22 protein-coding genes and 1 riboswitch are annotated in these 24,899 nt (G+C 60.1%); of the genes, 19 read left to right on the top strand and 3 right to left on the bottom strand.

Annotated features, from left to right (window positions below):
• The first annotated feature begins 13 nt into the window (after positions 1 to 13).
• The 12 genes from PXT33_RS00255 to PXT33_RS00200 all read left to right on the top strand — a co-directional run bounded on the left by PXT33_RS00255 (position 14) and on the right by PXT33_RS00200 (position 12,294).
• Complete coding sequence (locus PXT33_RS00255; protein WP_332375723.1) at positions 14 to 1,294, top strand: L-serine ammonia-lyase, iron-sulfur-dependent, subunit alpha; 1,281 nt, start codon at positions 14 to 16, stop codon at positions 1,292 to 1,294.
• Positions 1,295 to 1,428: 134 nt separating this feature from the next.
• Entirely contained in the window at positions 1,429 to 2,127 is a 699-nt protein-coding gene (locus PXT33_RS00250) for a response regulator transcription factor (protein ID WP_005938284.1), read from the top strand.
• Complete coding sequence (locus tag PXT33_RS00245; protein ID WP_347070418.1) at positions 2,127 to 2,873, top strand: HAMP domain-containing protein; 747 nt, start codon at positions 2,127 to 2,129, stop codon at positions 2,871 to 2,873. The genes PXT33_RS00250 and PXT33_RS00245 overlap by 1 nt, the downstream gene beginning before the upstream one ends.
• Positions 2,804 to 3,646 (top strand): HAMP domain-containing sensor histidine kinase, encoded by an 843-nt coding sequence (locus PXT33_RS00240; protein ID WP_346352321.1) that lies wholly within the window; start codon positions 2,804 to 2,806, stop codon positions 3,644 to 3,646. Before PXT33_RS00245 ends, PXT33_RS00240 begins: the two co-directional genes overlap by 70 nt.
• Before the next feature lie 432 nt (positions 3,647 to 4,078).
• On the top strand, positions 4,079 to 4,729 hold the full coding sequence (gene rpe / locus PXT33_RS00235) for a ribulose-phosphate 3-epimerase (RefSeq protein WP_332375722.1): 651 nt from the start codon (positions 4,079 to 4,081) through the stop codon (positions 4,727 to 4,729).
• Between the two features lie 14 nt (positions 4,730 to 4,743).
• Positions 4,744 to 5,778, top strand: coding sequence for an RnfABCDGE type electron transport complex subunit D (locus tag PXT33_RS00230; protein ID WP_347070417.1), 1,035 nt, complete (start codon positions 4,744 to 4,746; stop codon positions 5,776 to 5,778).
• Complete coding sequence (locus PXT33_RS00225) at positions 5,759 to 6,481, top strand: Rnf-Nqr domain containing protein (protein ID WP_332375720.1); 723 nt, start codon at positions 5,759 to 5,761, stop codon at positions 6,479 to 6,481. The genes PXT33_RS00230 and PXT33_RS00225 overlap by 20 nt, the downstream gene beginning before the upstream one ends.
• The gene (locus PXT33_RS00220; RefSeq protein ID WP_005938298.1) at positions 6,478 to 7,089 is read left to right on the top strand and encodes an Rnf-Nqr domain containing protein; all 612 of its coding nucleotides are present in this window, start codon (positions 6,478 to 6,480) and stop codon (positions 7,087 to 7,089) included. Before PXT33_RS00225 ends, PXT33_RS00220 begins: the two co-directional genes overlap by 4 nt.
• Before the next feature lie 24 nt (positions 7,090 to 7,113).
• Positions 7,114 to 8,193, top strand: coding sequence for a putative glycoside hydrolase (locus PXT33_RS00215; protein ID WP_332375719.1), 1,080 nt, complete (start codon positions 7,114 to 7,116; stop codon positions 8,191 to 8,193).
• A gap of 33 nt (positions 8,194 to 8,226) precedes the next feature.
• Positions 8,227 to 9,519, top strand: coding sequence for a DUF1015 domain-containing protein (locus PXT33_RS00210; protein WP_005938304.1), 1,293 nt, complete (start codon positions 8,227 to 8,229; stop codon positions 9,517 to 9,519).
• A 13-nt stretch (positions 9,520 to 9,532) separates the two neighbouring features.
• Positions 9,533 to 11,449, top strand: coding sequence for a DEAD/DEAH box helicase (locus PXT33_RS00205; protein ID WP_097780999.1), 1,917 nt, complete (start codon positions 9,533 to 9,535; stop codon positions 11,447 to 11,449).
• Positions 11,446 to 12,294, top strand: coding sequence for a putative RNA methyltransferase (locus PXT33_RS00200; protein ID WP_097780998.1), 849 nt, complete (start codon positions 11,446 to 11,448; stop codon positions 12,292 to 12,294). The genes PXT33_RS00205 and PXT33_RS00200 overlap by 4 nt, the downstream gene beginning before the upstream one ends.
• Positions 12,295 to 12,612: 318 nt before the next feature.
• Here PXT33_RS00200 and PXT33_RS00195 read toward each other — a convergent pair whose 3' ends face one another.
• Complete coding sequence (locus tag PXT33_RS00195) at positions 12,613 to 13,266, bottom strand: ECF transporter S component (protein ID WP_223388517.1); 654 nt, start codon at positions 13,264 to 13,266, stop codon at positions 12,613 to 12,615.
• A gap of 214 nt (positions 13,267 to 13,480) precedes the next feature.
• On the opposite strand from PXT33_RS00195, the gene PXT33_RS00190 reads away from it, so the two are divergent.
• Positions 13,481 to 14,917: a PLP-dependent aminotransferase family protein gene (locus PXT33_RS00190; protein ID WP_154260954.1), complete on the top strand. Its 1,437-nt coding sequence runs from the start codon at positions 13,481 to 13,483 to the stop codon at positions 14,915 to 14,917.
• On the opposite strand, the gene PXT33_RS00185 is transcribed toward PXT33_RS00190, so the two are convergent.
• The gene (locus tag PXT33_RS00185; RefSeq protein WP_097774157.1) at positions 14,824 to 15,738 is read right to left on the bottom strand and encodes a hypothetical protein; all 915 of its coding nucleotides are present in this window, start codon (positions 15,736 to 15,738) and stop codon (positions 14,824 to 14,826) included. The two genes, PXT33_RS00190 and PXT33_RS00185, sit on opposite strands and share 94 nt — an antisense overlap.
• Before the next feature lie 76 nt (positions 15,739 to 15,814).
• Here PXT33_RS00185 and PXT33_RS00180 point away from each other — a divergent pair, with 76 nt between their 5' ends.
• The 5 genes from PXT33_RS00180 (at position 15,815) to PXT33_RS00160 (ending at position 22,409) form a co-directional block, all read left to right on the top strand.
• Positions 15,815 to 15,997 carry a hypothetical protein gene (locus PXT33_RS00180; protein ID WP_044953367.1) on the top strand — a complete coding sequence of 61 codons (183 nt, stop codon included), beginning with the start codon at positions 15,815 to 15,817 and terminating at the stop codon, positions 15,995 to 15,997.
• Positions 15,998 to 16,195: 198 nt separating this feature from the next.
• Positions 16,196 to 16,297, top strand: a riboswitch (glycine riboswitch).
• A 131-nt stretch (positions 16,298 to 16,428) separates the two neighbouring features.
• Positions 16,429 to 17,946, top strand: coding sequence for a sodium:alanine symporter family protein (locus PXT33_RS00175; RefSeq protein WP_097774156.1), 1,518 nt, complete (start codon positions 16,429 to 16,431; stop codon positions 17,944 to 17,946).
• Between the two features lie 99 nt (positions 17,947 to 18,045).
• A complete protein-coding gene (locus PXT33_RS00170; RefSeq protein ID WP_097780994.1) occupies positions 18,046 to 18,753 on the top strand; it encodes a FadR/GntR family transcriptional regulator in 708 nt (235 codons plus the stop codon).
• Between the two features lie 305 nt (positions 18,754 to 19,058).
• On the top strand, positions 19,059 to 20,846 hold the full coding sequence (ilvD, locus tag PXT33_RS00165; RefSeq protein WP_005939089.1) for a dihydroxy-acid dehydratase: 1,788 nt from the start codon (positions 19,059 to 19,061) through the stop codon (positions 20,844 to 20,846).
• A 207-nt stretch (positions 20,847 to 21,053) separates the two neighbouring features.
• On the top strand, positions 21,054 to 22,409 hold the full coding sequence (locus PXT33_RS00160) for a GntP family permease (RefSeq protein WP_097777045.1): 1,356 nt from the start codon (positions 21,054 to 21,056) through the stop codon (positions 22,407 to 22,409).
• A 132-nt stretch (positions 22,410 to 22,541) separates the two neighbouring features.
• Here the strand turns inward: PXT33_RS00160 and PXT33_RS00155 are convergent, their stop codons facing one another.
• Complete coding sequence (locus PXT33_RS00155) at positions 22,542 to 23,435, bottom strand: LysR family transcriptional regulator (RefSeq protein WP_118528432.1); 894 nt, start codon at positions 23,433 to 23,435, stop codon at positions 22,542 to 22,544.
• A 209-nt stretch (positions 23,436 to 23,644) separates the two neighbouring features.
• Here PXT33_RS00155 and PXT33_RS00150 point away from each other — a divergent pair, with 209 nt between their 5' ends.
• Positions 23,645 to 24,865 (top strand): dicarboxylate/amino acid:cation symporter, encoded by a 1,221-nt coding sequence (locus PXT33_RS00150; RefSeq protein ID WP_005936830.1) that lies wholly within the window; start codon positions 23,645 to 23,647, stop codon positions 24,863 to 24,865.
• Positions 24,866 to 24,899: the final 34 nt, after the last annotated feature.

The following is a 24,899-nucleotide window of genomic DNA, read 5'->3' as shown; positions in this document are numbered from 1 at the left end:
GCAGGGACCCGTCATGGAATGCAGTGATCCGCGCTATCAGGCGTATGTGGAAATATTAAAAGAGGAGCTCATCCCGGCAATGGGCTGCACAGAGCCCATTGCACTGGCTTATGCTGCGGCCCGGGCACGCGAGGTGCTGGGCGCACTGCCCGAGAGCGTGCAGCTGCAGGTGAGCGGCAGCATTATTAAGAATGTGAAGAGCGTCATCGTGCCCAACACCGGCCACCTGAAAGGCATGGAAGCCGCTGTGGCAGCGGGCATCATTGCCGGTTCGGCAGACAGAGAGCTGGAAGTCATCTCCGAGGTCAGCGAGGACAAGAAGGCTGCCATCCGGGACTATCTGCAGACGGTGCCCATTTCCATCCAGCACATCGAGCAGGGGCATGTGTTCGATATCATCGTTACCGAGCGCAGCGGGGATTCCTACGCAAAGGTGCGCATTGCGGATTTTCACACCAACATCTGCCTGATCGAAAAGAATGGCCGGGTGCTCTACGAAAAGCCGCTGCTGAACGAGGAGGCTCGGCGGGACAGCCGGGCCGACCGCAGCCTGCTGAACATGAAGGACATCTGGGACTTTGCCGAGACGGCCGACCTGCAGGATGTGGCGGACCTGCTGGAACGCCAGATCCGCTATAACAACGCCATTGCAGAGGAGGGCCTTCTGGGCGACTATGGCGCGAACATCGGCCAGGTACTGCTTTCTACCTACGGCAACGATGTGTCTATCCGGGCCAAGGCCAAGGCGGCCGCCGGTTCGGATGCCCGCATGAACGGCTGTGAGCTGCCGGTCATCATCAACTCCGGCAGCGGCAATCAGGGCATCACCTGCTCGGTGCCGCTCATTGAATATGCCAAGGAGCTGCACAGCGGCAAGGAAAAGCTTTACCGTGCCCTCATCATTTCCAATCTGGTGGCCATCCACGAAAAGACCGGCATCGGCACCCTGTCCGCCTACTGCGGCGCAGTCAGCGCCGGTGCGGGCGCTGGCGCGGGCATCGTATATCTGTGCGGCGACGGCTATCAGGCCGCCATCCACACGGTGGTCAATGCGCTGGCCATCGTGTCCGGCATCGTGTGCGACGGCGCAAAGGCCTCCTGCGCGGCAAAGATCGCATCCTCGGTGGATGCGGCCTTGCTTGGCTACAACATGTACAAGTGCCATCAGGAGTTCAAGGGCGGCGACGGCATCGTGATGAAGGACATCGAGACCACCATCAAGGGCATCGGCCGTCTGGGCAAGGACGGCATGAAGGAGACCAATGAGGAGATCATCCGGCTGATGATCGAGTAAGGCCGGGCCGGAATTGTGAAAAAATCATACAAATCCTTCTTTATTTTGTCATAACTCTTCCGTATAATAAGAAGTGGAATACTTTGCTGCTCTGCCCGCCCGGCGGGCATCCGATAAAATGGGAGGAGATCATTATGGCCAACGAAAAGATCCTCGTTGTGGACGACGATACCAATATCTGCGAGCTGCTGCGGCTGTACCTGACCAAGGAGGGCTATCAGGTCACGGTGGCAAACGATGGCGAAGAAGGTCTGGAAAAGTTCAATCAGGTCAAGCCCGATATGGTGCTGCTGGACGTGATGATGCCCAAGATGGACGGTCTGGAAGTGTGCCGCCGCATCCGCAAGGCGGGCAACACCCCGGTGATGATGCTCACGGCCAAGGGCGAGACCTTTGATAAGGTGCTGGGCTTGGAGCTGGGTGCAGACGATTACATGGTAAAGCCCTTTGATGCCAAGGAAGTGGTGGCCCGCATCAAGGCGGTGCTGCGCCGCTGCCAGACCACCACGGCTGCTGCCGAGAGCACCGAGGGCGTGATCGAATTCGACAACCTGCGTCTGGACATGAACAGCTATGAGCTGCGGGTCAAGGGCAAGGTGGTGGAGGCTCCCCCCAAGGAGCTGGAACTGCTGAACTGTCTGGCCTCCCACCCGAACCGCGTCTACACCCGCGACCAGCTGCTGGACGAGGTGTGGGGCTTTGAGTATTACGGCGACAGCCGCACCATTGATGTGCATGTCAAGCGCCTGCGCGAGAAGCTGGCCGGTGCTTCCGACAAATGGGAGCTGAAGACCGTATGGGGCGTGGGCTATAAGTTCGAGGTGCGTCAGTAATGCGCAAAAGTATCTCGGTGGCGTTCTTCTCGCTGGTGTCCACCCTGATGGTGCTGGGCATCGTGCTGATGGGCGCTTCGGAGTGGGTGCTGTTCAAGAACTACTTTGCCAAGGACCGCTACGAAACACTGGATCAGGTGGTGGGCGTCACCCAGCGCACGGCCCAGTATCTGGTCCAGCAGGCGGAGCTGCCGGAAGGCGATGAGCTGGACGCACTGAGCACCAAGCTGGAGATCATCGGCGAGAGCGCAGAGGCCTATCTGTTCTTTACCGACAACGACGGCCGGGTGATGATCGCCTCCAGCCCGGACAAGCTGGAGAGCCTGACCGTGCCGGAAGAAATGATGGAGAAGATCGACGCTTCCGGTGCGGACTACTACCATGTGTTCGGCACGCTGGGCGGCATGCTGGACGGGAAAAGCTACATCACGGTCAGCGAAATGCGCAATGAGAACGGCCAGCCCAGCGGCTACCTGTTCCTGTGCTCTTCCGGTGAGCAGCTGACCCAGTTCAAGCAGCAGTTCTGGTCCAACTTTTTGCTGTCGGCCTGTGTGATGCTGCTGTGTGCCAGCATCCTGACCAAGATCCTGATGCGCCAGCTCACCGACCCGCTGCAGAAGGTGACGGATGCCGCCCAGCGCTTTGGCGGCGGTGATCTTTCCGTCCGTGTGGAGGAGTGGAAGGCGAAGGCGAGGCAGCCGACCTTGCCCGCACCTTCAACCGCATGGCAGACAACATCCAGATGAACGACAACTCCCGCGGTCAGTTCATGGGCAACATCGCCCACGAGCTGCGCACCCCCATGACCACCATCAAGGGCTTTGTGGACGGCATTCTGGACGGCACCATCCCGCCGGATATGCAGAACCACTACCTGCAGCTGGTCAGTGAGGAAACGGGCCGTCTGGCACGGCTCATCCAGAACATGCTGGATCTTTCCAAGCTGGAAAGCGGCGAATATCAGGTGAATGCCCGGATGTTCAACATCTGGGAGACCATCACCGGCGTGGCGCTCTCGGCAGAGCAGCGCATCAACGACGGCATGATCGACATCGACGGCCTGACCATGGACGAAAAGGTGCTGGTCTACGCCGACCCCGACCTGATCCATCAGGTGGTGTATAACCTGCTGGACAACGCCATCAAGTTTACGCCTGCGGGCGGCACCATCCGCTTCGGGGTGGAAAAGCTTGGCCCGGAAGCCGAGATCTCCATCTGGAATTCCGGGCAGGGCATCAGCCCGGAAGCGCTGCCCTACGTGTTCCAGCGGTTCTACAAGGAGGACCGCTCCCGCGGCCTGCACGCCCGGGGCGCTGGCCTTGGCCTGAACATCTGCAAGGTGCTGGTGAACCTTTCCGGCGGGCAGATCCGGGTGGAGAGCCAGCAGGGCGAGTGGTGCCGGTTTGTGTTCACCCTGCCCACCGTGGCCCCGAACCCCGGCGGCATGAAGCGTCTGCCGGACGAAGCCGGCGGTGAACCCACCGTGGAAGACCCTGCAAGCATGAAGCCCGTAGAATGAACTTCCAGCCAGACTGCCCCGGACCCGGGGCGGTCTGGCTGTTTTGGCGTGGGGAAACTTTGCCGCTGGGGGGTCTTGCGCGGGACGAACCCTCTCAGGCAAAGCCTGATGGCTTTGCCAGCTCCCCCGAGGGGGGAGCTTTATTTGTACTGACCGTGAGATGCGTAAAAGCTCCTCCTTCGGGGGAGCTGGCATCGCGCAGCGATGACTGAGAGGGTTTTCCGGCGACTGGGGGAGTTTCTTCGCAAATGGACAGATCTTTCCAAATACGTCATTTCCGTGAAAAAGCCGTTGGCGGGTTTGATTTTTTGCTCGTTTTCATGTAAACTAAAAGATAACCATGCCCATGCTGTTTTTGCGGTTTGAAACCGCCAGTACAATGGGACAAATGGGAATAAGAATTTATAAAATAACGGAGCGTAAAGATAGAATATGGCAATCGTAAGTCCTTCGATCCTTTCCGCTGATTTTGGCAAACTGGGTGCAGACTGCCGCATGGTGCTGGATGCCGGTGCACAGATGCTGCATTACGACGTGATGGACGGCCACTTTGTGCCCAACATCAGCTTTGGCGTGCCGGTGCTCAAGAGCCTGCACAAAAATCTGCCGGATGCCTTTTATGATGTGCACCTGATGATCAGCCATCCGCTGCAGTATGCGGAAGCCTTCATCAAAGCCGGTGCCACCCTGTACAACTTCCACCTTGAGTGCGAGGACGATATCCAGGCCACCATCGATGCCGTCCGGGCGCTGGGCTGCAAGGTGGGGCTGACCATCAAGCCCGGCACCGAGCCGCAGGCGCTGGCACCGTATCTTGACCAGCTGGATCTTGTGCTGGTGATGAGCGTGGAGCCCGGCTTCGGCGGGCAGAAGTTCATGCCCTCGGCGCTGGACAAGCTGCGCTGGCTCAAGGCAAAGCGCGAAGCGCGCGGTGCACACTATCTGCTGGAAGTGGACGGCGGCGTGGACAATGCCACCGCGCCCCAGTGCGTGGAAGCGGGCGCTGATATTCTGGTGGCGGGCAGTGCAGTGTTCGGCGCAGCAGACCCTGCTGCAGCTGTGCAGCACCTCGCCAGCCTTTGAAAGGATAACCATTTATGGATGAATCTTTGATCCGGGAGCAGGAGGCACAGCTCCAGAAGACCGGCCGCTACTATAAGCATATCTGCTTTATGGCGGTGCCGGTGCTGTGCATGGCCTGTTTTCTGTACGGTGTGCGCCCGCTGCTGCTGTGCGGCATTGCGGTGCTTACCGGTAACCTGTGCGACCGTCTCGTTTCGCTGCTGCGCCGCCGCGTGTATCAGGGCAGTGACTTTTCCAACGAGAGCTTTGCGCTCGTCATTGCCTTGCTGATGCCGGTGACGGTGGATATCTATGTTCTGATCGCCGCAGTGCTTGCAGGTGTGCTGATCGGCAAGGAGATCTTTGGCGGCTACGGCAGCTACCCCTTCAACCCGGCTGCTGTGGGCTATGTGGTGGCGGCAGTGTCATGGCCGGAACAGGTGTTCCGCTATCCGCAGCCCTATACGAACATCCCTTTGTGGGACGCTTCCATGGTGCCGGTCTCCAGCGCCATTGAGGACACCCTGCGCAGCGGCGGCATGCTGAACATCGGCTCGCTGGCGCTGGGTCTGGGCGAATATGCTGCTCCCATGGGCACTGGCGCTGCGCTGGTGATCCTTGCCTGCGGCCTGTTTTTGTGGACCCAGAAGGATGCCCACATGTCTGCATCGATCAGCTTTCTTGTGACCTGTGCGGTCATTGCGTTCTTCTTCCCGCGGCAGGCGGGCCTTGCCGACAGTGCCGTGCTGTCAAATATCCTGCCCCGCCTGCAGTGTGTGCGGGATGAGCTGCTGACTGGCGCGATCCTGTTCAGCGCGGTGTTCCTGATCAACGAGCCTTACACCTGCGTGCACCACCGCATGGGTCGTGTGCTGTACGGCGTGCTGGTGGGCGTTGTGAGCATGGGCTTCCGCTACTATGGCGTGTACGAGACCGGTGTGTGCTTTGCGCTGCTGGCGGTCAACAGTGTGTCGGCATGGATCGACCGCACCGAGGCAAAGCTGTATCACCTGACCCATCTGCAGGCAGATGCCGGAAAGGGGCAGCACAATGAGACGCGCAACGGCTGAACTGATCGTAAAAGATCCCAACAAGTTTGCCCACCATGACCGTGTGTTCCTGAATAACCCGGTGGTCATGCAGGGCATGGGCCTTGCCCCGCTGGTGGTGCTTGCCACCAGCGGCCAGAATGCGGTGATGCTGGCGGTGGCGGTGGCGCTGCTGCTGGTGCCCTCCCGCGTGCTGGCCTGTCTGCTGAGCCGCCTTGTGCCCCTGCACGACGAGGATCCCGCCCCGGAAACGCTGCAGAAAAAGCTGCTGCCCCGTGCACTGGTGTACGGCTTCAGCACGGCGGTGGTGTATCTGGCGGTGTATCCCATCCTGAATATACTGTTCAGCACCAGCCTGCTGAGCCTTGGCATCTACCTGCCCCTGCTCACGGTGGAGCCGCTGCTGACCTACCGCTTTGGCCGCGTGCAGGAGACGGTGCGCAAGGCTGTCTCCAAGGGCCTGCGCATCACGGTGGGCTATGCTTTGCTGCTGGTGCTGCTGGGCTGCGTCCGTGAATGGCTGGCCGCAGGCACCATGTTCGGTGTGGTTATCAGCCGCCCGGTGCTGCCCATGGCAAGCATGCCGGCAGGCGGCTTTATCGTGCTGGGCGTGCTGTGCGCCGTATGGCGTGCACTGGCCCAAAAGCGCAAGGCATATCTCACCAAAGAGGCACGCAACCTTGTGGATGTGCATTCCCAGAAGGAGGCGGACCGCGAACAATGAGAGATGTTGTAACAACGAGCGCAGTGTTCTTCAGCTATGCACTGCTGGCGGTGTTCGCGCAGAACGCCGTCTTTACCCGTGCACTGGGCGTTTCGCGTCTGGTGCAGCTGGTGGGCGATGACCGCACCAGCAGCTGGCTGTTCGGTATGCAGCTGTGCATCACGCAGGTGCTGGTAACGCCCTTTGCGTGGTATGCCGGCAGCCGGATCGCGCCGCTGGCAAACCGTGCCCAGCTGCGCCCGCTGGTGTATATTGCCAGCATTGCCGTGGTGTGCGTTCTGGAGCACGCCGTGCTGTGGCTGGCGAAGGGCCTGCCGCACCGCAGCGCATTGCTGCGCATCGTGCCGCTGGCGGGCCTGAACAGCTGTGTGCTGGGCACTGTACTGGTGGAGCGCACCCAGAGCTTTACGCTGGGGCAGAGCCTTGGCTTTGGCCTTGGCAGCGGCCTTGGCTATGTGCTGGCGGTGCTGCTGGTAACGGAGGCCCGCCACCGCCTGCGCAGCAAGGCCATCCCGGAAGCATTCCGCGGCCTGCCCATCACGCTGGTGTATATCGGCGTGCTGGCACTGGCGATCTATGGTTTCACCGGACATTCTGTGATCCTGTAACATTGGCAGGGAGGAGAATCGACAATGGCAAAGTATAAACGTCAGAAGGTCAAGCGCTACCGCCGCAGCTTCTACAGCCGCGGTACACGCATCAAAAAATGCATCGGCATCGTGGTGCTGGTGCTGGCGGTGTTGGGCGCAGCCTGGCTGGCAGCACCCCACGTGCTGGACTGGGCTACCCACACCTGGTATACTGTGGTGAAGAACCGTGATCTGGAAGCTGAATCGGCATCCCGCGCAGCCGCCTCGTCCGAAGCAGCTGCATCCTCGGCGGTACAGGAAGCGGCTTCGTCCCAGCCGGAGCCGGAACAGCCCAAGGAGCTGGACGGCAAGGCCATTACCGGCGGCAGCTGGGCCGCAGTGGATGTGAGCACCCTTGCCGATGATGCGGCCATCCGTGCAGCGGCGCAGCAGCTCAAGGCGCAGGGAGCGGATTACGGCCTTGTGACCCTGAAAACACCGGATGGCAGCATCTGCTACGCTTCGCAGGTGCCGGCTGCCGCCCAGAGCATTGCCGACACCACCGTGGACCCGGCCCGCATCGCGGCCATCTTCCGGGAAGAGGGCGTAGTCCCTGTGGCCCAGCTTGCAGCCTTCAAGGACCCCATCTCCTCCCGCACCGACCGCAGCATGGCCATCCACTACGGCGACGGCCTGTGGCTGGACGCCCAGAAGGGCGGCAATGCATGGCTGAATCCCTACTCCGCTGCGGCAGTGGAATATGTAGGCGATCTGGTAGCCGAGGTGCAGGGCATGGGCTTTGAGCAGGTAGTCCTGACCAATGTCCAGTTCCCGAAGCTCAGCCGCAAACAGGACTACGGCGAGACCAGCGGCGTTTCCCGCGCGGATCAGCTCAAGGCGGATATCGCCGCCCTGCAGAGCCGCTTTGCGGGCAGCATGACCCTGTGGTTCAGCTACACGCTGGATCAGTGCAATACCAACAGCGTGTCGCTGGATGTGCCCGCTGTGACGCTGGGCATGGACAACCTGCTGGTGACGGCAGACAAGGCGATGGACGCCGACAGCCGCACCGCACTGGAGCAGTCTGCCGCCGGACAGGGCGTGCAGCATCTGGTGCTGCACAGCGCCGACATTTTCCAGTAACGTCTCTGGTTTTATAAGAGGGAGGAATCTGCTATGAATACCAAATCCTGCTTTGCACCGGCCCACATCCTTCTGCCTTCGGAGCAGATCCCACTGGAAAAGTGGGGCTGCATTGCCTGCGATCAGTTCACCAGTGACCGGGATTACTGGCAGAAAGCCGAGGCTGCCGCGGCAGGCAGCCCCAGCACCCTGAACATGATCCTGCCGGAGGTCTATCTGGAGGACGGCGATGCCGATGCACGCATTGAGAAGATCCATGCCACCATGGATGACTATGCCCGGAACGTGCTGACTCGTGCGGTGGACGGCTTTGTTTACGTGGAGCGCACCGAGCAGAGCGGCAAGGTGCGGCAGGGCCTTGTGGGCATGGTGGATCTGGAAGCCTACAGCTACCGCCGGGGCGAGAAATGCACGGTGCGCCCCAGCGAGAGCACCGTGGAAAGCCGCATCCCGCCCCGCATGAAGGTGCGCACCGGTGCCGCGCTGGAAACGCCCCATATCATGATGCTGGCGGACGACCCAGGCTGCACCCTCATCGAGCCGGTGGCGGCGCATAAAGCCGAACTGCCCAAGGTATACGAGGGCGAGCTGATGCTGAACGGTGGCCACATTGCGGGCTGGGCTGTGGAAGACCCTGCCCTCATTGCGCAGATCGAAGATGCGCTGGCTGTGCTGGGCAGTCAGGAAGAATTCGACAAAAAGTATCCGGATGCCACCCGCCGCGACCCGCTGACGCTGGCCGTGGGCGACGGCAACCACTCACTGGCCACTGCAAAGGCCTGCTGGGAGGAGCTGAAAAAGACACTCACACCGGAGCAGGCAGCAAACCATCCGGCCCGCTGGTGTCTGGCCGAGGTGTGCAATGTGCACTCGCCTGCGATCGAGATCGAGCCGATCCACCGCGTGCTGTTCAATGTGGACTGCGCAGCGGTGCTGCTGAGCCTGATCACGTGGAGCGATTCCAATATGGCCGGCTGCAGCTTTGGCGGCAGCAAGCAGCAGCCCTTCACGCTGGCCGGGCCGCACATGTCCAACGTGCTCAGCTTTGAGGACCCAACCGCACCGCTGACCGTGGGCACCATTGACGAATTTATCGAATACTATCTTGAGCACCACAAGGAAGCCCGCGTGGACTATGTGCACGACGAGCCTGCTGTGCGCGCCCTGTGCAAAAAAGGTGCTGTGGCATTCCTGATGCCGCCGTTTGCCAAGAGTGACCTGTTCAAAGGCGTTGTGATGGGCGGCGTGCTGCCGCGCAAGACCTTCAGCATGGGCCACGCAGAAGAAAAGCGGTACTATGTGGAGTGCCGGAAAATTACGGAATAATTATTGGAGAACCATGACATTTAAAGAATTGAATCTGTCCGCCCCGCTTCTGCGCGCTGTGCAGGAGGCAGGCTATGAGACCCCGTCGCCCATTCAGGCGGCGGCGATCCCGCCGGTGCTGTCCGGCCGGGATCTGATGGGCTGCGCCCAGACCGGTACCGGCAAGACGGCTGCTTTTGCGCTGCCCATGCTGGACCGGCTCACGGCCAATGCGCCCCGCAGAAAGGGTGCCATCCGCGCCCTGATCCTGACCCCTACCCGTGAGCTTGCTTTGCAGATCGGCGAAAGCTTTGATGCCTACGGCAAGTATCTCAAGCTGCGCAGCACCGTCATTTTTGGCGGCGTGGGCCAGGCACCGCAGGTGGAAGCGCTGAAAAAGGGCGTGGACATCCTGATCGCCTGCCCGGGACGGCTCAACGACCTGATCGGTCAGGGATTTATCGATCTCTCGAACCTTGAGATCTTTGTGCTGGACGAAGCCGACCGGATGCTGGATATGGGCTTTGTGCACGATGTGAAGAAGGTGATCGCAAAGCTGCCCGGGGAGCGTCAGAACCTGATGTTCAGCGCCACCATGCCCACCGAGATCGAACAGCTGGCCGCAGGCATCCTGCGCAAGCCCGCCTTCGTCAAGGTGGACCCGGTGTCCAGCACCGTGGACCGCATCCAGCAGAGCCTGTACCATGTGGAAAAGGGCAACAAGAAATTCCTGCTGCCGTGGCTCATCAAGAACCTGCAGCCCCCGGTGGTGAACGCGCTGGTGTTCAGCCGCACCAAGCACGGCGCGGATAAAATTGCAAAAGACCTCACCAAGCAGGGCATCCCGGCGGCGGCCATCCATGGCAACAAGAGCCAGACCGCCCGCGTGACCGCGCTGGAAAACTTCAAGGCCGGTAAGACCAAGGTGCTGGTAGCCACCGATATCGCCGCCCGCGGCATCGATATCAGCGAGCTGTCCCATGTGTTCAACTACGACCTGCCCGAGGTACCGGAGACTTACGTGCACCGCATCGGCCGCACGGCCCGCGCCGGTGCCGACGGTACGGCGGTCAGCTTCTGTGCACCTGAGGAGCAGGAGTATCTGGCAGGCATCGAAAAGCTGAACCGCCGCAAAATTCCCGTGGTGAGCGGCCACCCGTGGGACGGCGTGCCCGCGCCGGTGCGCCCGGAGCCGCCGGTGCGCGGCAAAAAGCCCAAGGCAGCCGCCGCTGAACCGGCAGAAAAGCCTGCCGCAAAGCAGCTGAAGCCCGCAAAGGCCGAAGCAAAAAACGCAAAACCTGAAAAAAAGGCTGCACCCGCACCCAAGGTGCAGGCAAAGCCCGCAAAAACCGAAAAAGAGGAACCACTCATGGATGATACCAAGCGTACTACCGGCGGACGCAGCAATGACCGCCGTTCCAATAATAACAGCCGCCCGCGCCGGGAGCAGAACGCTCCTGCCCGCGGCAGCAATGCGCAGCCCAAGTTTGACCCGCATTTTGTGAGTGCCCCGGAGGCCACTCCGCTGCGCCCGGCCAAAAAGACTCCGGCTGCACCCGCCGCCCCGGCCATCCGTACGGCTGCACAGCCTGCTCAGCAGAATAGCAGCACGCAAGGCCAGAAGAGCCGTCGCAATGACCGCAGCGACCGTCCGGCCCGCCAGAACAGCCAGCCTGCCGCCCAGAGCCAGAGCGCAGAGCAGGGCCGCGGTGCAAACAACGGCCAGCGCGGCCGTCAGAATGCGTCCCGCAATGCACAGCCTGCACCGGCCCGTGCCCCCAGAGCGGAGAGCAGCCGCCGCGGCCGTGCCGCTGCTGCAAGGGACGAAGACCCGGGCCTTATGCTCATCAGCCGCCGTCCGCCGCAGCAGAAGTTCACGAACTTTGAGGAGTATATGAACGCCCACGGCGGTGCAACTGCACCCATTGAGGACCACAGCGACGAAGTATGAGCAAAAATGAACCGTTTGCCCCATGGCAGTGCCCGCTGTGCGGGGAGAAACTGACCGGCGACAGCACCCTGAAATGCACAAAAGGCCACTGCTTTGACCGCGCCAAGGAGGGCTACTGGCATCTGCTGCCGGTGCAGAGCATGCGCACCAAGGCCCCCGGCGACAGCAAGGAGATGGTGGCCGCCCGCCGTGCGTTCCTGAATGCCGGATACTACGGCATCTTTGGCAAAGCGGTGGGTGAGCTGTGCGCAGAGTACGGCCAGCCTGCCAGCCCGGAGGCGGCGCTGCATCTGCTGGATGCAGGCTGCGGCGAGGGCTGGTACGACCGCTGCATCGCGCAGGCGCTTGCCGAAAAAGGCCGCCGGGTGCAGCTGGCGGGTTTTGATATCGCAAAGTCTGCGGTGCGTCTTGCGGCCAAGGCCCTGCCCACGGCACAGTATGCGGTGGCATCCAGCTTCAGCCAGCCGGTGCGCACCGGCTGGGCCGACCTGCTGCTGAACTGCTTTTCGCCCTTTGCACAGGAGGAATTCCTGCGGGTGCTGCGCCCGGGCGGACGGATGATCTATGTGGTGCCCGGTGCCGAACATCTGTACCAGATGAAGGCCGTGCTCTACGAAAAGCCCTATAAAAACCCGGTGCAGCAGATCGCCTATGACGGTTTTGCCGCCATTGGAGAACGGGAAGTGACCGGCCGCGTCACGGTGCCCCACGAACAGCTGGAAGCGCTGTTCGCCATGACACCCTATTACTGGAAAACGCCGCGCGGCGGGGCGGAGCGCCTTGCTGCGCTGTCCCAGCTGGAAACCGATATCTCGTTCCGGTTCCTTGTGTTTGAAAAGCTGTAATGATAGCAGTTTGCGTTTTTAATGCACAAGCAACATCCGCAAACTGCATATCGCAAATATGCCGTTTTAATAGGCACTATTTTTGAAAATTGCGATAAAAAGCAGAAACGCTCGTCATGCAGAATTGTGTGACGAGCGCTTTTTTGCTTCAGTTTCTGTCAAAAGCCCCATCCCCGAGGGGGCTGTCAAGTGAATGCGAGACTGGAGGAGTTCCGTGTGATAGGTCGTCCACGAAAAACACCACTGCCCCCACCGCCGGAGGGTAGGAGGAGTCCGGCAGATGAGGGCAGCAGTGCTGTATCAGGATAGAGAGATGGCTTAGTGTTTTTCGCCCTTGGGCAGCAGACCGGCACGCTCCAGGGCCGGACGCAGGGCGAGGTACAGGATGACCGCACACACGGTGGAGGCCACGCTGTTTACAAAGGTGACGCCGCCTGCAATTTTGGTCAGCGCCTGCGCCACGGTGTATTCCTGACCAAAGATGTACACATTGCGGAAGTAGCCAAGGAACGGGTCGGTCAGCACGTTCAGCAGCAGGCCGGAACCGGCAGAAACGATCACCTTGACGAGATAGCCGGAGCTGTGCTTGTCGAGGTCGCGCAGCTTGAATGCCTTGTGCGCCACGGCACCGCAGGTGATGCCGATGATGAACTTGAGCACAAAGGTGGTGACGGCGTAGCCCGGGTCACCGGCCAGAATATCGGCCAGCGCCAGACCAATGGCACCGGCCAGACCGCCGGACACACCGTCCAGCAGCAGGGCGGTCAGGGCGGTGAAGGTGTTGCCCAGATGGAACGAAGAGCCGCCGTAGAACGGCACACGGAAGAACAGATAGGCCACAAGGCTTAAAGCGGCCATGACACCGGTCATGGCCAGCTCCTTGGTGGTGAAGGTGCGCTTGTACAGCACACTTGCAAACAGAATGACGATGACAACGACTGCCAGAAGCAGCCACATTGCAGTAGTAGACATGATTTACTCTCCCTCCAAATTTCCGTTCCCGCGGCACCAAAGCCCCACTGGGGCTTTGATTGCTTCGCAACCATTTACCTACAATCCTACTTGACATTTGGGCGTCCAGCGGGTATGCTCCTATTATACGCAGAACTGACACCATGAAAATACCCAGAATAAAGTTTTTTCATGGTGTCAGTTTGACGCAATACCCAGACAGGAGGGATAATTTATGGTCCATCTGACCACGGCGCTGGATGCTTCTTCTGGCGTGCCGCTGTACGAACAGCTGTACCGCAGCCTTGCCGGAGAGATGCGAAGCGGCACCCTTGCGGCGGGCACCCGGATGCCCGGCAAGCGGCGGCTGGCGGCAGAGCTGTCCGTCTCGGTGAATACGGTGGATGCCGCCTATCAGATGCTGGCGGCGGAAGGGTATCTGGAATCGCGGGAGCGCAGCGGCTTTTATGTACAGGAATATCTGGCCCTGCCGTCCCGGCCTGCCGGCGGGCCGGAACAGCCCGCACCGCCAAAACCGGAACCGCCTGTGCTGCCGGTGCGGTACGACCTTTCCACCCGCGGGGTAGACCCGGAGCTGTTCCCGTTCCGCACATGGGCGCGGCTGCAAAAGGAGCTGCTCTATTCTTCGCCCCAGCTGCTCACCCACGGCGATGCGCAGGGCGACCCGGCCCTGCGGCAGGCGCTGGCGGAATATCTCTCTGAATACCGCGGTGTGCAGTGCGGGCCGCACCAGATCGTGGTGGGCGCGGGATTGGAATATCTGCTGGGCCTGCTGGCACCGCTGCTGCCCGGCCCTGCAGCGGTGGAAACGCCGGGCTACCCCCGTGCTTTGCAGGTGCTGCAGAACAACGGTGTGCACTGCTGCTGCCTACCGGTGGACGAGGACGGCCTTTCGGTGGAAGCACTGAACCGGTCGGATGCAGCGGTGTGCTACGTCACGCCCAGCCACCAGTTCCCCACAGGCGTTACCATGCCTGCGGGCCGCAGGGCCGAGCTTCTGCACTGGGCAGCCCGCAGGCCGGGCGGGCGGTATATTATAGAAGATGATTACGATTCGGAGTTCCGTTTTGATACCCGGCCTCTGCCCAGCCTGCAGGGCATGGCGGGTGCAGACGGCCCGGTGGTGTACCTCTCCACCTGCTCCCGCAGTCTGGCTCCCAGCATCCGTATCGCCTATATGGTGCTGCCGGAGCATCTTCTGCCTGCATGGCGGAAAAAATACCGCCTGTACTCCGGCACGGTGAGCCGGTTTGAGCAGCAGACGCTGGCCCGCTTTATCACCGAGGGCTACTTCACCCGGCATCTGGCCCGGGAACGTGTGGCCTACAAGGCCCGGCGGGACGCACTGGCGGCAGCATTGAACACTGCCTTTGCTCCCGGCGAGCTGACCCTTGCGGGCCTGCACACCGGACTGAACCTGCTGGCAAAGCTCAAAGACCCGCCGCCGGATGCTGCGCTGCGCTGCGCGGCGGAAGCCGAAGGCGTGCAGCTGAGCCTGCTGAGCGATTACGACCTGACCGGAGAAGCACCCTCAGCGGCGGGCACGCTGGTGCTGGGTTATGGCTCGCTGAAGGACGAGGCCTGCGCCTCGGTGGGCGAAACATTGAAAAAGGTCTGCATGGCAGCGCGGGAAGCATCCGTGACCGTGTAAGTGCCGCTGGCGGCATTCCACTGGCCGGGCAGGGCCTGCGCCGCCACAGCGGCGCTGTTGTTGGCAAGAAATTCCAGTGTGCGTTCCAAAGCGTCATAGTCCAGCGCGGTCAGGTCGGTGAGCAGGGCCGAACTGCTGGCACGCAAGGCATCCGGCAGGGTGGCGGGCAGCAGGTCCAGATCCTGCCGGAGAAACGCATCCCACACGGCAGCGCGGGCCGCTGCGGTACGTACTGGTGAAAAAGCTTCGTCGGCCTGCAACTGGCACAGGAATTCGTGCGCGTCCCCGGCGGAAATGCCCTGCACGGCCCGGCTGCGGCCATAGCGGGCAAGCTCTTCCTCGGTCAGTGCGCCGGTAAAGCCCACCCGCACCGGCCCGTACCGGCTGGCAATGCGCTCCAGCACATCGGGAGAAAAGGCCAGATACCTTGTGCCCTCCGGCAGGGCCAGCACCTGTGCCAGCGCTTCGCGGCAGCGGGCCGGGCCAGCGGCGGCATAGCAGCGGGCAAGGGATGTTTCTTCTTCTGCAAAAGGCACGGTGAGCACGGCAGGCACGCTGAGCAGATGCACGCAGTTCTGGCTGGCGTTCAGGTAGGCCAGCACAAAGCCGGGCTGTTCGCCGGAGACGCACAGCAGCACAGTGAGCTGGTCGGTGGTCTTGGGCAGCTGGATGGGCACACCGCTCTCGCTGCGGGCAGCCTGCCGCAGCTGGGTGCGCAGCTGCTGACGGGACAGCAGCACCGTGCCGCCCACCAGCGGCACCAGCACCAGCAGCGAAGCAAACAGTGCTGCCCAAAAGGGCTTCCAACCTCCACTGCGCATGGGATACACCGCCTTTCCTTTGCATAAAGCTTTGGCCTGCAGGCAAGACTTTATGCAGAAAAGGAGGCGTTTGCAGATGAAAAACAAAAAAGAGACAGCACCGACCACAGAGAAAGAACGGGAGAACTTCTGGCTGGAGATCGGCCCCGCCAGCGCCTATTACGGCACAGATTCTTATGAGACCGCGAAAGAAAACGGCGATGCCAGCCCGGATGGCAAAGCCCGGGGGTTTGAAGGCGCGGAGCCGAAAGAAAAGTAAAATAAATTTATGGCAGCGCTATGATGAGGGAGGATAAAAGTAATACCAAAACAAAATTCATCTGTCGGCATAACAGATGAAAAAGCAGCGTATGATATACAAAATGTCTTGCGCACAAGGACAGAATATGGTATAGTCTTTCTATCGCGTACAACTGTGCGCCGGAAGAACTGAAAAAGACGTGCACGGCGGGGAAAGACCGTGCACTCTGGAGAAGCCCGCTTGTAAAGTGGGTGCCGAAGGTGTAAGGCCGCAGGGAAAGCGGCTGTATCTCTCAGGCAAAAGGACAGAGCCATCGTCTTTGCGCAATGGGGCGCAGCCGGGAATGCGGCGCACCCCGGCTGCGGAAAATGAGAGCGCTCCGAATTTTGCGGGCAGAGCCTTTGGTGGGTTCTGTCCGCTTTTGTTTTGTGTATAGGGGGAAAGAGAGAATGGTCGAGATGATCACGCAGGTGAACAATGCCATCAATGGCGTGGTGTGGGGGCCGTTTGGTCTGGCACTGCTGTTCTGCACCGGCTTCTGGATGAGCGCCCGCACGGGCTTTTTCCAGTTCCGCAAAATGGGCTACTGGCTCCGGCACACCATCGGCGCGATCTTCACCAACAAGGACATCACCGCGCACACCAGCAAGGAGGATATGGCCATCAGCCAGTTCCAGAGCATGTGCACGGCGCTGGCGGGCACCATCGGCACCGGCAACATCGTGGGTGTGGCAACGGCCATCGTTTCCGGTGGGCCGGGTGCCATCTTCTGGATGTGGGTCATGGCATTGCTTGGCATGATGACCAGCTTTTCGGAGAATGTGCTGGGCGTGTACTACCGCCGCAAAAACGAAAAAGGCGAGTGGTCGGGCGGTGCCATGTACTACCTCACCGATGGTCTTGGCGCAAAGAAGGGCTGCAAACAGCTGGGCAAGGTGCTGGCAGTGCTGTTTGCCTGTTTCTGCATTCTGGCTTCCTTCGGCATTGGCAACATGAGCCAGATCAATTCCATCGCGGGCAACATGAACGCTGCTTTTGGCGTACCGACCCTCGTCACCGGCCTGTGCCTGATGGTGGTCACGGCCCTTATCGTTATTGGCGGTTTGAAGCGCGTTGCCGCTGTTACCGAAAAGCTGGTGCCGCTCATGGCCCTGTTCTACATTGCAGGCGCGCTCATCATCGTAGTGCTGCACGCGGGCAACATCCCAGCGGCATTTGCGGCTATTTTCAAGGGTGCGTTCAACCTGAACGCGGCAGGCGGCGGTGCGCTGGGCTACGGCATCAGCCAGACCATCACCTGGGGCTTCAAGCGCGGTGCCTTCTCCAACGAAGCCGGTCTCGGCTCTGCCGTCATGGTCAACTCCGCTTCCAACGTCAAGGAGCCGGTGCATCAGGGCATGTGGGGCGTGTTTGAGGTGTTTGCCGATACCATCGTGGTCTGCACGCTCACTGCTCTGGTCATCCTGACCACCGGCGTGGTGGACCTGCAGAGCGGCGCTGTACTGGCCGGTGTGCAGGACAACGCATTGGTGGGTCAGGCCTTCACCGCCGCATTTGGCAGCTTTGGCCCCAAGTTCATTGCTGTTTCCATTCTGCTGTTTGCCTACTCCACTACGCTTGGCTGGAGCCACTACGGCACCAAGGCCGTGGAGTATCTCTTCGGCACCACCGGCAGCCGCATCTACAAGGTGGTCTTTGTGTGCATGACCGTGGTGGGTGCCACCATGAAGCTGGGCCTTGCGTGGGATCTTTCCGACACTTTCAACGGTCTGATGATGATTCCGAACCTGATCGGCGTGCTGGTGCTGTCCGGCACTGTGGTGGACATCACCCGCAACTACTTCGACCGCCGGGTGAAGGGCAAGGACATCGAACCCATGTGGTCGGCTTTCCTAGAGTACCAGAAGCAGGAGGAGGCCGAAGCCGCCGCAGAGGAAGCGGAGCTGGAAAAGGCCGCAAACGAATAAAATACCCAAAAGCAAGGGCTGTCTGTGAATGAGGACAGCCCTTGCTTTTGTCTGCTGCCCTGCCTTATAATAAATTAAAAAACAGGGGAGGGAACACCCATGAGCGAATTTTCCCATCTGAAAAACAAACTCCTTGCCGAACAGGTGGAGGACGAAATTTACCACTATATTCTGGATACCCCGCTGGAGCCGGGAGCCAAGCTGCCCAATGAATTTGAACTGGGCGAAAAATTCGGTGTGGGCCGCAGCACGGTGCGCGAAGCCGTGAAGCTGCTTTCCAGCAAGGGCATCGTGGAGGTGCGGCGGGGCTCCGGCACCTATGTGGTCACGACCGCCAAGGGCCTTTCGGACCCGCTGAACCTGCGCAGTGTGCAGGACAAGAACGCGCTGGCACTGGATCTTGTCAATGTGCGTCTGCTGCTGGAACCGGGCATGGCCGAGATGGCAGCGCTGAACGCTTCCGACGAGGACATCGAGCGCATCCAGCGCCTGTGCGACCGGGTGGAGAGCAAGATCCACAGCGGTGATCTGTACATTGAGGACGACATCGCATTCCATACCTGCATTGCCGAGAGCAGCAAGAACATGGTGGTGGAACAGCTCATCCCCATTATCGATACGGCGGTCATGATGTTCGTGAATGTTACCCACAAAAAGCTGACGGAGGAGACCATCCTGACCCACCGCATGATCACTGAAGCCATTGCCCGGCATGACCCCATTGGCGCCCGGTCTGCCATGGTGATGCACCTGAACTTCAACCGCAACTGCATCCGAAAGCTTTACGACGGCGAATGGGAAACCTGATGCCGCCGCATTTTACGTCCCCGCACAGTGCAAGGTCTGTGCGGGGACTTTTTATGCCTGAAGTTGTCTGATGACTTTTTAAGACGAATGATACAGAAAAGTCGAAAAACTGATTAGATTATATGATGTATCCAAGATTTCAGAGCAATATGCACGAAAAACTGGGCTGGTTATTGTTATAAAGTGGGTTCTGACTGCGACAACTTGCAAACGAGGCGGGATTCGATTAAAATGAATATGTAAGATGTCCGACAGTCAAAAGGACGATTTGCAAAGCAGAAAAAGAGTATTTTGGAGGTACGATCATGGAACTGCGTTCTCAGGCAGTGCGTAAACTGGCACCGGAAAACGATCCGCTGAAGATCGGCATGGGCTGGAAGGTGGACGACCTTGCAAAGCCCCAGATCATGGTGGAGAGCACCTTTGGCGACAGCCACCCCGGCAGCGCCCATCTGGATCAGTTCGTGAAGGAGGCTGTACAGGCAGTCAACACCCACGGCGGCAAGGCTGCACGCTATTTTGCAACCGATATGTGCGACGGCATCGCACAGGGCCACGACGGCATCAACTACTCGCTGCCCCACCGTGACGCCATCGTGAATCTGGTGGAGGCTCAGGCCAACGCCACCGTGTACGACGGCGGTGTGTTCATCGCCAGCTGCGACAAGTCCATGCCGGCCATGCTGATGAGCATTGGCCGCCTGAAGGATATGAGCGCCATCGTGGTCACCGGCGGCGTGATGGAAGCCCACACCCTGCCCAAGAAGTACGTGGTCAACGACCCCGCCTGCGCCATCAACGACCTGCTGACGCTGGAACAGATCGGCAAGTTCGACGCATGGGAAAAGACGGGCGTGATCCCCAACGAGCAGCTGGACTACTACAAGCACAATGCCTGCCCCAGCTGCGGTGCCTGCTCCTTTATGGGCACCGCTTCTACCATGCAGATCATGGCCGAGGCTCTGGGCCTGATGCTGCCCGGCACCGCCCTGATGCCGGCCACCGCCCCGGAGCTGAAGCAGGCTGCCTATGATGCCGGCGTTCAGGTGATGAAGCTGGTGGCCGAGGGCATCAAGGCCAAGGACATCGTCACCATGAAGAGCTTCGAGAATGCCATCATGGTGCACGCCGCCATCTCCGGCTCCACCAATGCCACCATGCATCTGCCCGCCATTGCACACGAGTTCGGCTTTGAGATCGATGCCGACACCTTTGACCGGATGCACCGCGGCGCACACTATCTGCTGAACATCCGTCCCTCCGGCGACTGGCCCGCACAGTACTTCTACTATGCAGGCGGCGTGCCCCGCGTGATGGAAGAGATCAAGTCCATGCTGCATCTGGACGTGATGACTGTCACCGGCAAGACGCTGGGCGAAAACCTGGAAGACCTGAAGAAGAACGGCTTCTACGAGCACTGCGACGAGATCCTGCAGGAAAAGACCAAGGGTCTGGGCATCAAAGTCACCCGCGAGGACATCATCCACAGCTTTGACAACGCCAAGGGCACCGACGGCAGCATTGCTATCCTGAAGGGCAATCTGGCCCCGGAGGGCAGTGTCATCAAGCACACCGCCTGCCCCAAGAACATGTTCCACGCCACCCTGCGCGCAAAGCCCTTTGACAGCGAGGAAGAGTGCATCAGTGCCGTTCTGAACAAGCAGGTCCAGCCCGGAGATGCCATCTTCATCCGTTACGAAGGCCCCCGCGGCAGCGGCATGCCCGAGATGTTCTACACCGGCGAGGCCATCTGCGCCGACCCGAAGCTGGCTTCCAGCGTGGCGCTCATCACCGACGGCCGCTTCTCCGGCGCAAGCCGCGGCCCGGTCATCGGCCATGTCAGCCCGGAGGCCGCTGTGGGCGGCCCTATCGCTCTGGTGGAAGAGGGCGATCTCATCCGCATCGATGTGCCGAACCGCCAGCTTGCCATCGTGGGCGTGAACGGTGAGGAAAAGACCCCCGAAGAGATGGAGGCTATCCTTGCCCAGCGCCGTGCCAACTGGAAGCCCAAGGCTCCCAAGTACACCAAGGGCCTGCTGAAACTCTACTCTCAGCACGCCGTCAGCCCCATGAAGGGTGCATATATGGAGTAAAAACGCTTCGTTTGCGATAAAAACCAAAAACAAAAATCAACTGTTCAGCGTTGTTTTGCTGAACGGTCTGGATAAAGTTACGCCAAAAACAAAAAAGCGGATATTGCTTCACCTATAAAAACCATCGAAATCCGGTGTCCGTCTGCGGGGACGGCGCTGAAATAAGACCCAAAGCACACAAAACATCAAAAAATGGAGGAAACGTTTATGACAGCTGTTGCAACCCCGGACGCCGCACGGCTCGTGTTCGCCGCGGTGGCGGGCCTGATCCTTTTGCTCATCCTTATCATCAAGTTCAAAGTCCACGCCATGATCTCCATCCTGATCGGTGCGGTGGGCATCGGCCTGATGGCCGGTATGCCCCTGTCTGACATCATCGGCTCGGTCAACGAAGGTATCGGCAACACCTTAAAGGGCATCGCTCTTCTGGTGGGCCTTGGCTCCATGTTCGGTGCCATTCTGGAAGAATCCGGCGGCGCACAGACGCTGGCCGTGACCATGGTGCGCAAGTTCGGCGACGAAAAAGCCGCATGGGCGCTGGGTATCACAGGTCTGGTGGTGGCCATGCCGGTGTTCTTTGATGCCGGTCTGATCATCCTGATCCCGCTGGCCTTCTCTCTGGCAAAGCGCACCAAGCGCTCGGTCCTGTACTATGTCATCCCTCTGCTGGCCGGTCTGGCTGTCGGCCACGCCTTCATCCCTCCCACGCCGGGCCCCGTTCTGGTGGCCAGCATGCTGGGCGTTGATCTGGGCTGGGTCATCCTCATCGGCATCTTCTGCGGCATCTTCGCCATGATCGCTGCCGGTCCCATCTGGGGCTCCATCTGCGGCAAAAAGTATATGATCGAGGTGCCCGAGCACGTTGCACAGCAGGCAGACATCGACGAGAGCAAGCTGCCCAAGTTCGGCACCATCGTGGGCATCATCCTGATCCCGCTGGTCCTCATCATTGCAAACTCTGTGGCAAAAGTGGTGCCCGCTCTGGCTGGCATCCAGCCCGTTCTGGCCTTCCTCGGTGAGCCCTTCATGGCTCTGCTGCTGGCTACCATCGCTGCTATGTATCTGCTGGGCACCCGTCACGGCTATAACAATGCCCAGCTGGAAAAGATCATGACCAAGTCTCTGGAGCCCACCGGCATGATCCTGCTGGTCACTGCCTGCGGCGGCGTGCTGCGCTACATGCTGCAGAACTCCGGTCTGGGCGATGTCATCGGCAACGCCGTGGCAAACGCCAGCCTGCCGCTGGTTCTGGTGGCCTTCATCGTGGCTGCTCTGGTGCGCATCTCCGTTGGTTCCTCTACCGTGGCTATGACCATGGCAGCAGGCATCATCTCCGCCATGCCCGGCATCAGCGAACTCAGCCCGCTGTATCTGGCCTGCGTCACCGCTGCCATCGCCGGCGGCTCCACCGTGTGCTCTCACTTCAACGACTCCGGCTTCTGGCTGGTGAAGAGCCTTGTGGGCATGGACGAAAAGACCACCCTCAAGACCTGGACCATCATGGAAACTCTGGTTGGCGGTGTGGGCTTCCTGGTAGCACTCATCATCTCCTTCTTTGCTTAATCATCCTCATCTGCGGGGCTGTGCCTGCACACAGTCTGCGCAATGCTTTGCAAATTCCTGAAAACTCCTCAGTGCAGCAGACCCCCGGGCGGTTTACCGTCCGGGGGTCTGCTGCTTTCTGTATTATCTGTATTATAAAAGCGGCAGATCCGGCCCGGAGGCCAGCTGGATGAAGGCGTCCATTTCCCGGGTGCAGCATTTATCCTTGTGGTAGAACATCTGGCGGTACATGGTCAGCCGGAAGTCTGACACCTCCAGAATGCGCAGATCTCCTCTGGACGCAGGCTCGGCCACAGCGAAGCGCGGCAGCAGGGAAATGCCGGAGGAGCGCTCCAGCATCTTGATGATAAAGGAGGTATCGCTGATCTCAAGGCTGGGGGTCAGCTCGATCTGGCGGGAAGCCAGAAACCGGTCAAAGGTGCGGCGGTAGTTGGCGTTGCGTTCGGTGAGGAAGAAGGGCTTGTCCAGAAGCTCTGCTACCCGGTACGGGCCGGGGTGGCCGAGGTCGATGTCCGGGGAAGCCACGAACACCACCTCCTCCGGCACCTCATTGCACTTGTGCCAGCTGTTGGAGTAGCGCGGCTCGTCCAGAATGCAGATGAGGTCCACCTCGCCGCGCTCCATCTTTTCGATCAGCTCTTCCGGGGAGCCGGTAGTGACCCGAAGGCTGACTTTGGGGTGTTCCACCCGGAACTGATGCATCAGGCCGGGCAGACGGAAAAAGCAGAGGGATTCCAGCGTGCCGATGTGCAGGCAGCCCTCCAGCTCGGCATCCTCGCTCAGGGCGCGGCGGGCGTTGTGGATGGTATCCAGAATGCTGTTGGCATATTCCAGAAAACACTGACCCTGTGCGGTCAGGATCACCCGCTTGCCCATGCGGTCGAACAGGCGCACGCCCAGCTCTTCTTCCAGCGCTTTGATCTGCACGGTAACGGCAGACTGGGAATAGCCCAGACTTTCCGCTGCCTTGGAAAAGCTCTGGAACTGGGCGGCACGGATCAGGGTGTTCAGCTGGCGCACTTCCATGGCAAAACTCCTCTGCTATTAAGATTTTTAAACCATAACTTTAGTTTTATGAATTTGAATCATGCATATGTCTATGTTAAACTAAATGTATCAACACGTCAAGTGAAAATTTGACGTTTCGTGAAAGGCTGGCCGTGCGGGCTGCGGCGGAGAGAGCGCTGTCAGGTGCCGCACAAAGGTCAGGATAGGAAAAGGAGGATTTTATTCTTATGGAAAAGAAAAAATTCAAGCTCGGACTGCTGCCGAAGCTGCTCATCGCCATCGTGCTGGGCATCATCATCGGCCAGTTCTTCCCGGTGTGGTTCTGCCGGGTCGTCGTCACGGCATCCAGCATCTTCAGCTCGTTCCTGAAGTTCATCATCCCGCTGATGATCGTGGCCTACGTCACCATGGGCATTGCCGACCTGAAGAGCGGCGCAGGCAAGCTGCTGCTCATCACGGTGGCTCTGGCCTACGGCTCCACCCTGATCGCGGGCTCGGCATCCTATCTGGTGTCTGCAAGCCTGTTCCCCAGCTTCATGAGCGAAGGCGCTCTGGAACAGATCGCCGCCACGGCTGACAACTCTCTGGCCAGCTACATCTCCATCTCCATCCCTCCGCTGCTGGACACCCTGTCTGCCGTGGTGCTGGCCTTCGTGCTGGGCCTGTGCATGTCCACCTTGCGCGGCAAGACCATCGGTGATACACTTTATAATGGCATGAAGGACTTCTCCGGCATCATCGATCAGGTGCTGCACAGCGTCATCATCCCGCTGCTGCCCCTGTACGTCTGCGGTACCTTCATCGACATGACCAAGTCCGGCAAGACCTACGCCATTCTGGGCATCCTGTGGAAGGTGTTCCTGGTGGTCATCATCATGCATCTGGTCTGCATCTTCCTGCAGTTCTGCGTTGCAGGCGCTGTGAGCCACAAGAGCCCCTTCAAGATGATCCGCAACCAGATCCCCGGCTACACCACCGCTCTGGGCACTCAGTCCTCTGCAGCCACCATCCCGGTCAACCTGCAGTGCGCTGCGGCTGACGGCGTGAGCGAGCAGATCCGCAACTTCGTGGTGCCTCTGTGCGCCAACATCCACATGGCAGGCTCCATGATCACCATTACCGCCTGCGCAACTGCCGTCTGCCTGATGAACCAGCTGCCCATCAGCCTTGCTACCGTGGTGCCCTTCATCATGACGCTGGGCGTTGCCATGGTGGCTTCTCCCGGTGCTCCCGGCGGCTCCATCATGACCGCTCTGCCCTTCCTGTACATGATCTTCGGCGCTGAGGCCGGTGACCCCAATGGCCCCATCTGCGCCATCATGGTGGCTCTGTACATCACTCAGGATTCCTTCGGCACTGCCTGCAACGTCTCCGGCGACAACGCCATCGGCGTGATCGTGGAGACCATCTACCAGAAGTTCATCAACAAGAGCAGCGCAAGCGTCTGATGCGCGGCGCGGTTCTTGACCTGACAGGAGTGAC

The sequence above is a fragment of the Faecalibacterium taiwanense genome, from assembly GCF_036632915.2.
Classification (GTDB): Bacteria; Bacillota; Clostridia; order Oscillospirales; family Ruminococcaceae; genus Faecalibacterium; species Faecalibacterium taiwanense.
Note: the sequence above shows the minus strand (reverse complement) of the source record. Positions and strands in the feature narration are given on the sequence as shown.

Bases quoted from the DNA above. Each gene is read 5' to 3' on its own strand.
- PXT33_RS00255 (WP_332375723.1), top strand. From the start codon at position 14: ATGGAATGCAGTGATCCGCGCTATCAGGCGTATGTGGAAATATTAAAA.
- PXT33_RS00245 (WP_347070418.1), top strand. From the start codon at position 2,127: ATGCGCAAAAGTATCTCGGTGGCGTTCTTCTCGCTGGTGTCCACCCTG.
- PXT33_RS00170 (WP_097780994.1), top strand. From the start codon at position 18,046: ATGAGCGAATTTTCCCATCTGAAAAACAAACTCCTTGCCGAACAGGTG.
- PXT33_RS00155 (WP_118528432.1), bottom strand. From the start codon at position 23,435: ATGGAAGTGCGCCAGCTGAACACCCTGATCCGTGCCGCCCAGTTCCAG.
- PXT33_RS00185 (WP_097774157.1), bottom strand. From the start codon at position 15,738: ATGCGCAGTGGAGGTTGGAAGCCCTTTTGGGCAGCACTGTTTGCTTCG.
- PXT33_RS00225 (WP_332375720.1), top strand. From the start codon at position 5,759: ATGAGACGCGCAACGGCTGAACTGATCGTAAAAGATCCCAACAAGTTT.
- PXT33_RS00210 (WP_005938304.1), top strand. From the start codon at position 8,227: ATGAATACCAAATCCTGCTTTGCACCGGCCCACATCCTTCTGCCTTCG.
- PXT33_RS00230 (WP_347070417.1), top strand. From the start codon at position 4,744: ATGGATGAATCTTTGATCCGGGAGCAGGAGGCACAGCTCCAGAAGACC.
- ilvD (WP_005939089.1), top strand. From the start codon at position 19,059: ATGGAACTGCGTTCTCAGGCAGTGCGTAAACTGGCACCGGAAAACGAT.
- PXT33_RS00205 (WP_097780999.1), top strand. From the start codon at position 9,533: ATGACATTTAAAGAATTGAATCTGTCCGCCCCGCTTCTGCGCGCTGTG.
- rpe (WP_332375722.1), top strand. From the start codon at position 4,079: ATGGCAATCGTAAGTCCTTCGATCCTTTCCGCTGATTTTGGCAAACTG.
- PXT33_RS00220 (WP_005938298.1), top strand. From the start codon at position 6,478: ATGAGAGATGTTGTAACAACGAGCGCAGTGTTCTTCAGCTATGCACTG.
- PXT33_RS00175 (WP_097774156.1), top strand. From the start codon at position 16,429: ATGGTCGAGATGATCACGCAGGTGAACAATGCCATCAATGGCGTGGTG.
- PXT33_RS00195 (WP_223388517.1), bottom strand. From the start codon at position 13,266: ATGTCTACTACTGCAATGTGGCTGCTTCTGGCAGTCGTTGTCATCGTC.
- PXT33_RS00250 (WP_005938284.1), top strand. From the start codon at position 1,429: ATGGCCAACGAAAAGATCCTCGTTGTGGACGACGATACCAATATCTGC.
- PXT33_RS00160 (WP_097777045.1), top strand. From the start codon at position 21,054: ATGACAGCTGTTGCAACCCCGGACGCCGCACGGCTCGTGTTCGCCGCG.
- PXT33_RS00190 (WP_154260954.1), top strand. From the start codon at position 13,481: ATGGTCCATCTGACCACGGCGCTGGATGCTTCTTCTGGCGTGCCGCTG.
- PXT33_RS00200 (WP_097780998.1), top strand. From the start codon at position 11,446: ATGAGCAAAAATGAACCGTTTGCCCCATGGCAGTGCCCGCTGTGCGGG.
- PXT33_RS00215 (WP_332375719.1), top strand. From the start codon at position 7,114: ATGGCAAAGTATAAACGTCAGAAGGTCAAGCGCTACCGCCGCAGCTTC.
- PXT33_RS00150 (WP_005936830.1), top strand. From the start codon at position 23,645: ATGGAAAAGAAAAAATTCAAGCTCGGACTGCTGCCGAAGCTGCTCATC.
- PXT33_RS00180 (WP_044953367.1), top strand. From the start codon at position 15,815: ATGAAAAACAAAAAAGAGACAGCACCGACCACAGAGAAAGAACGGGAG.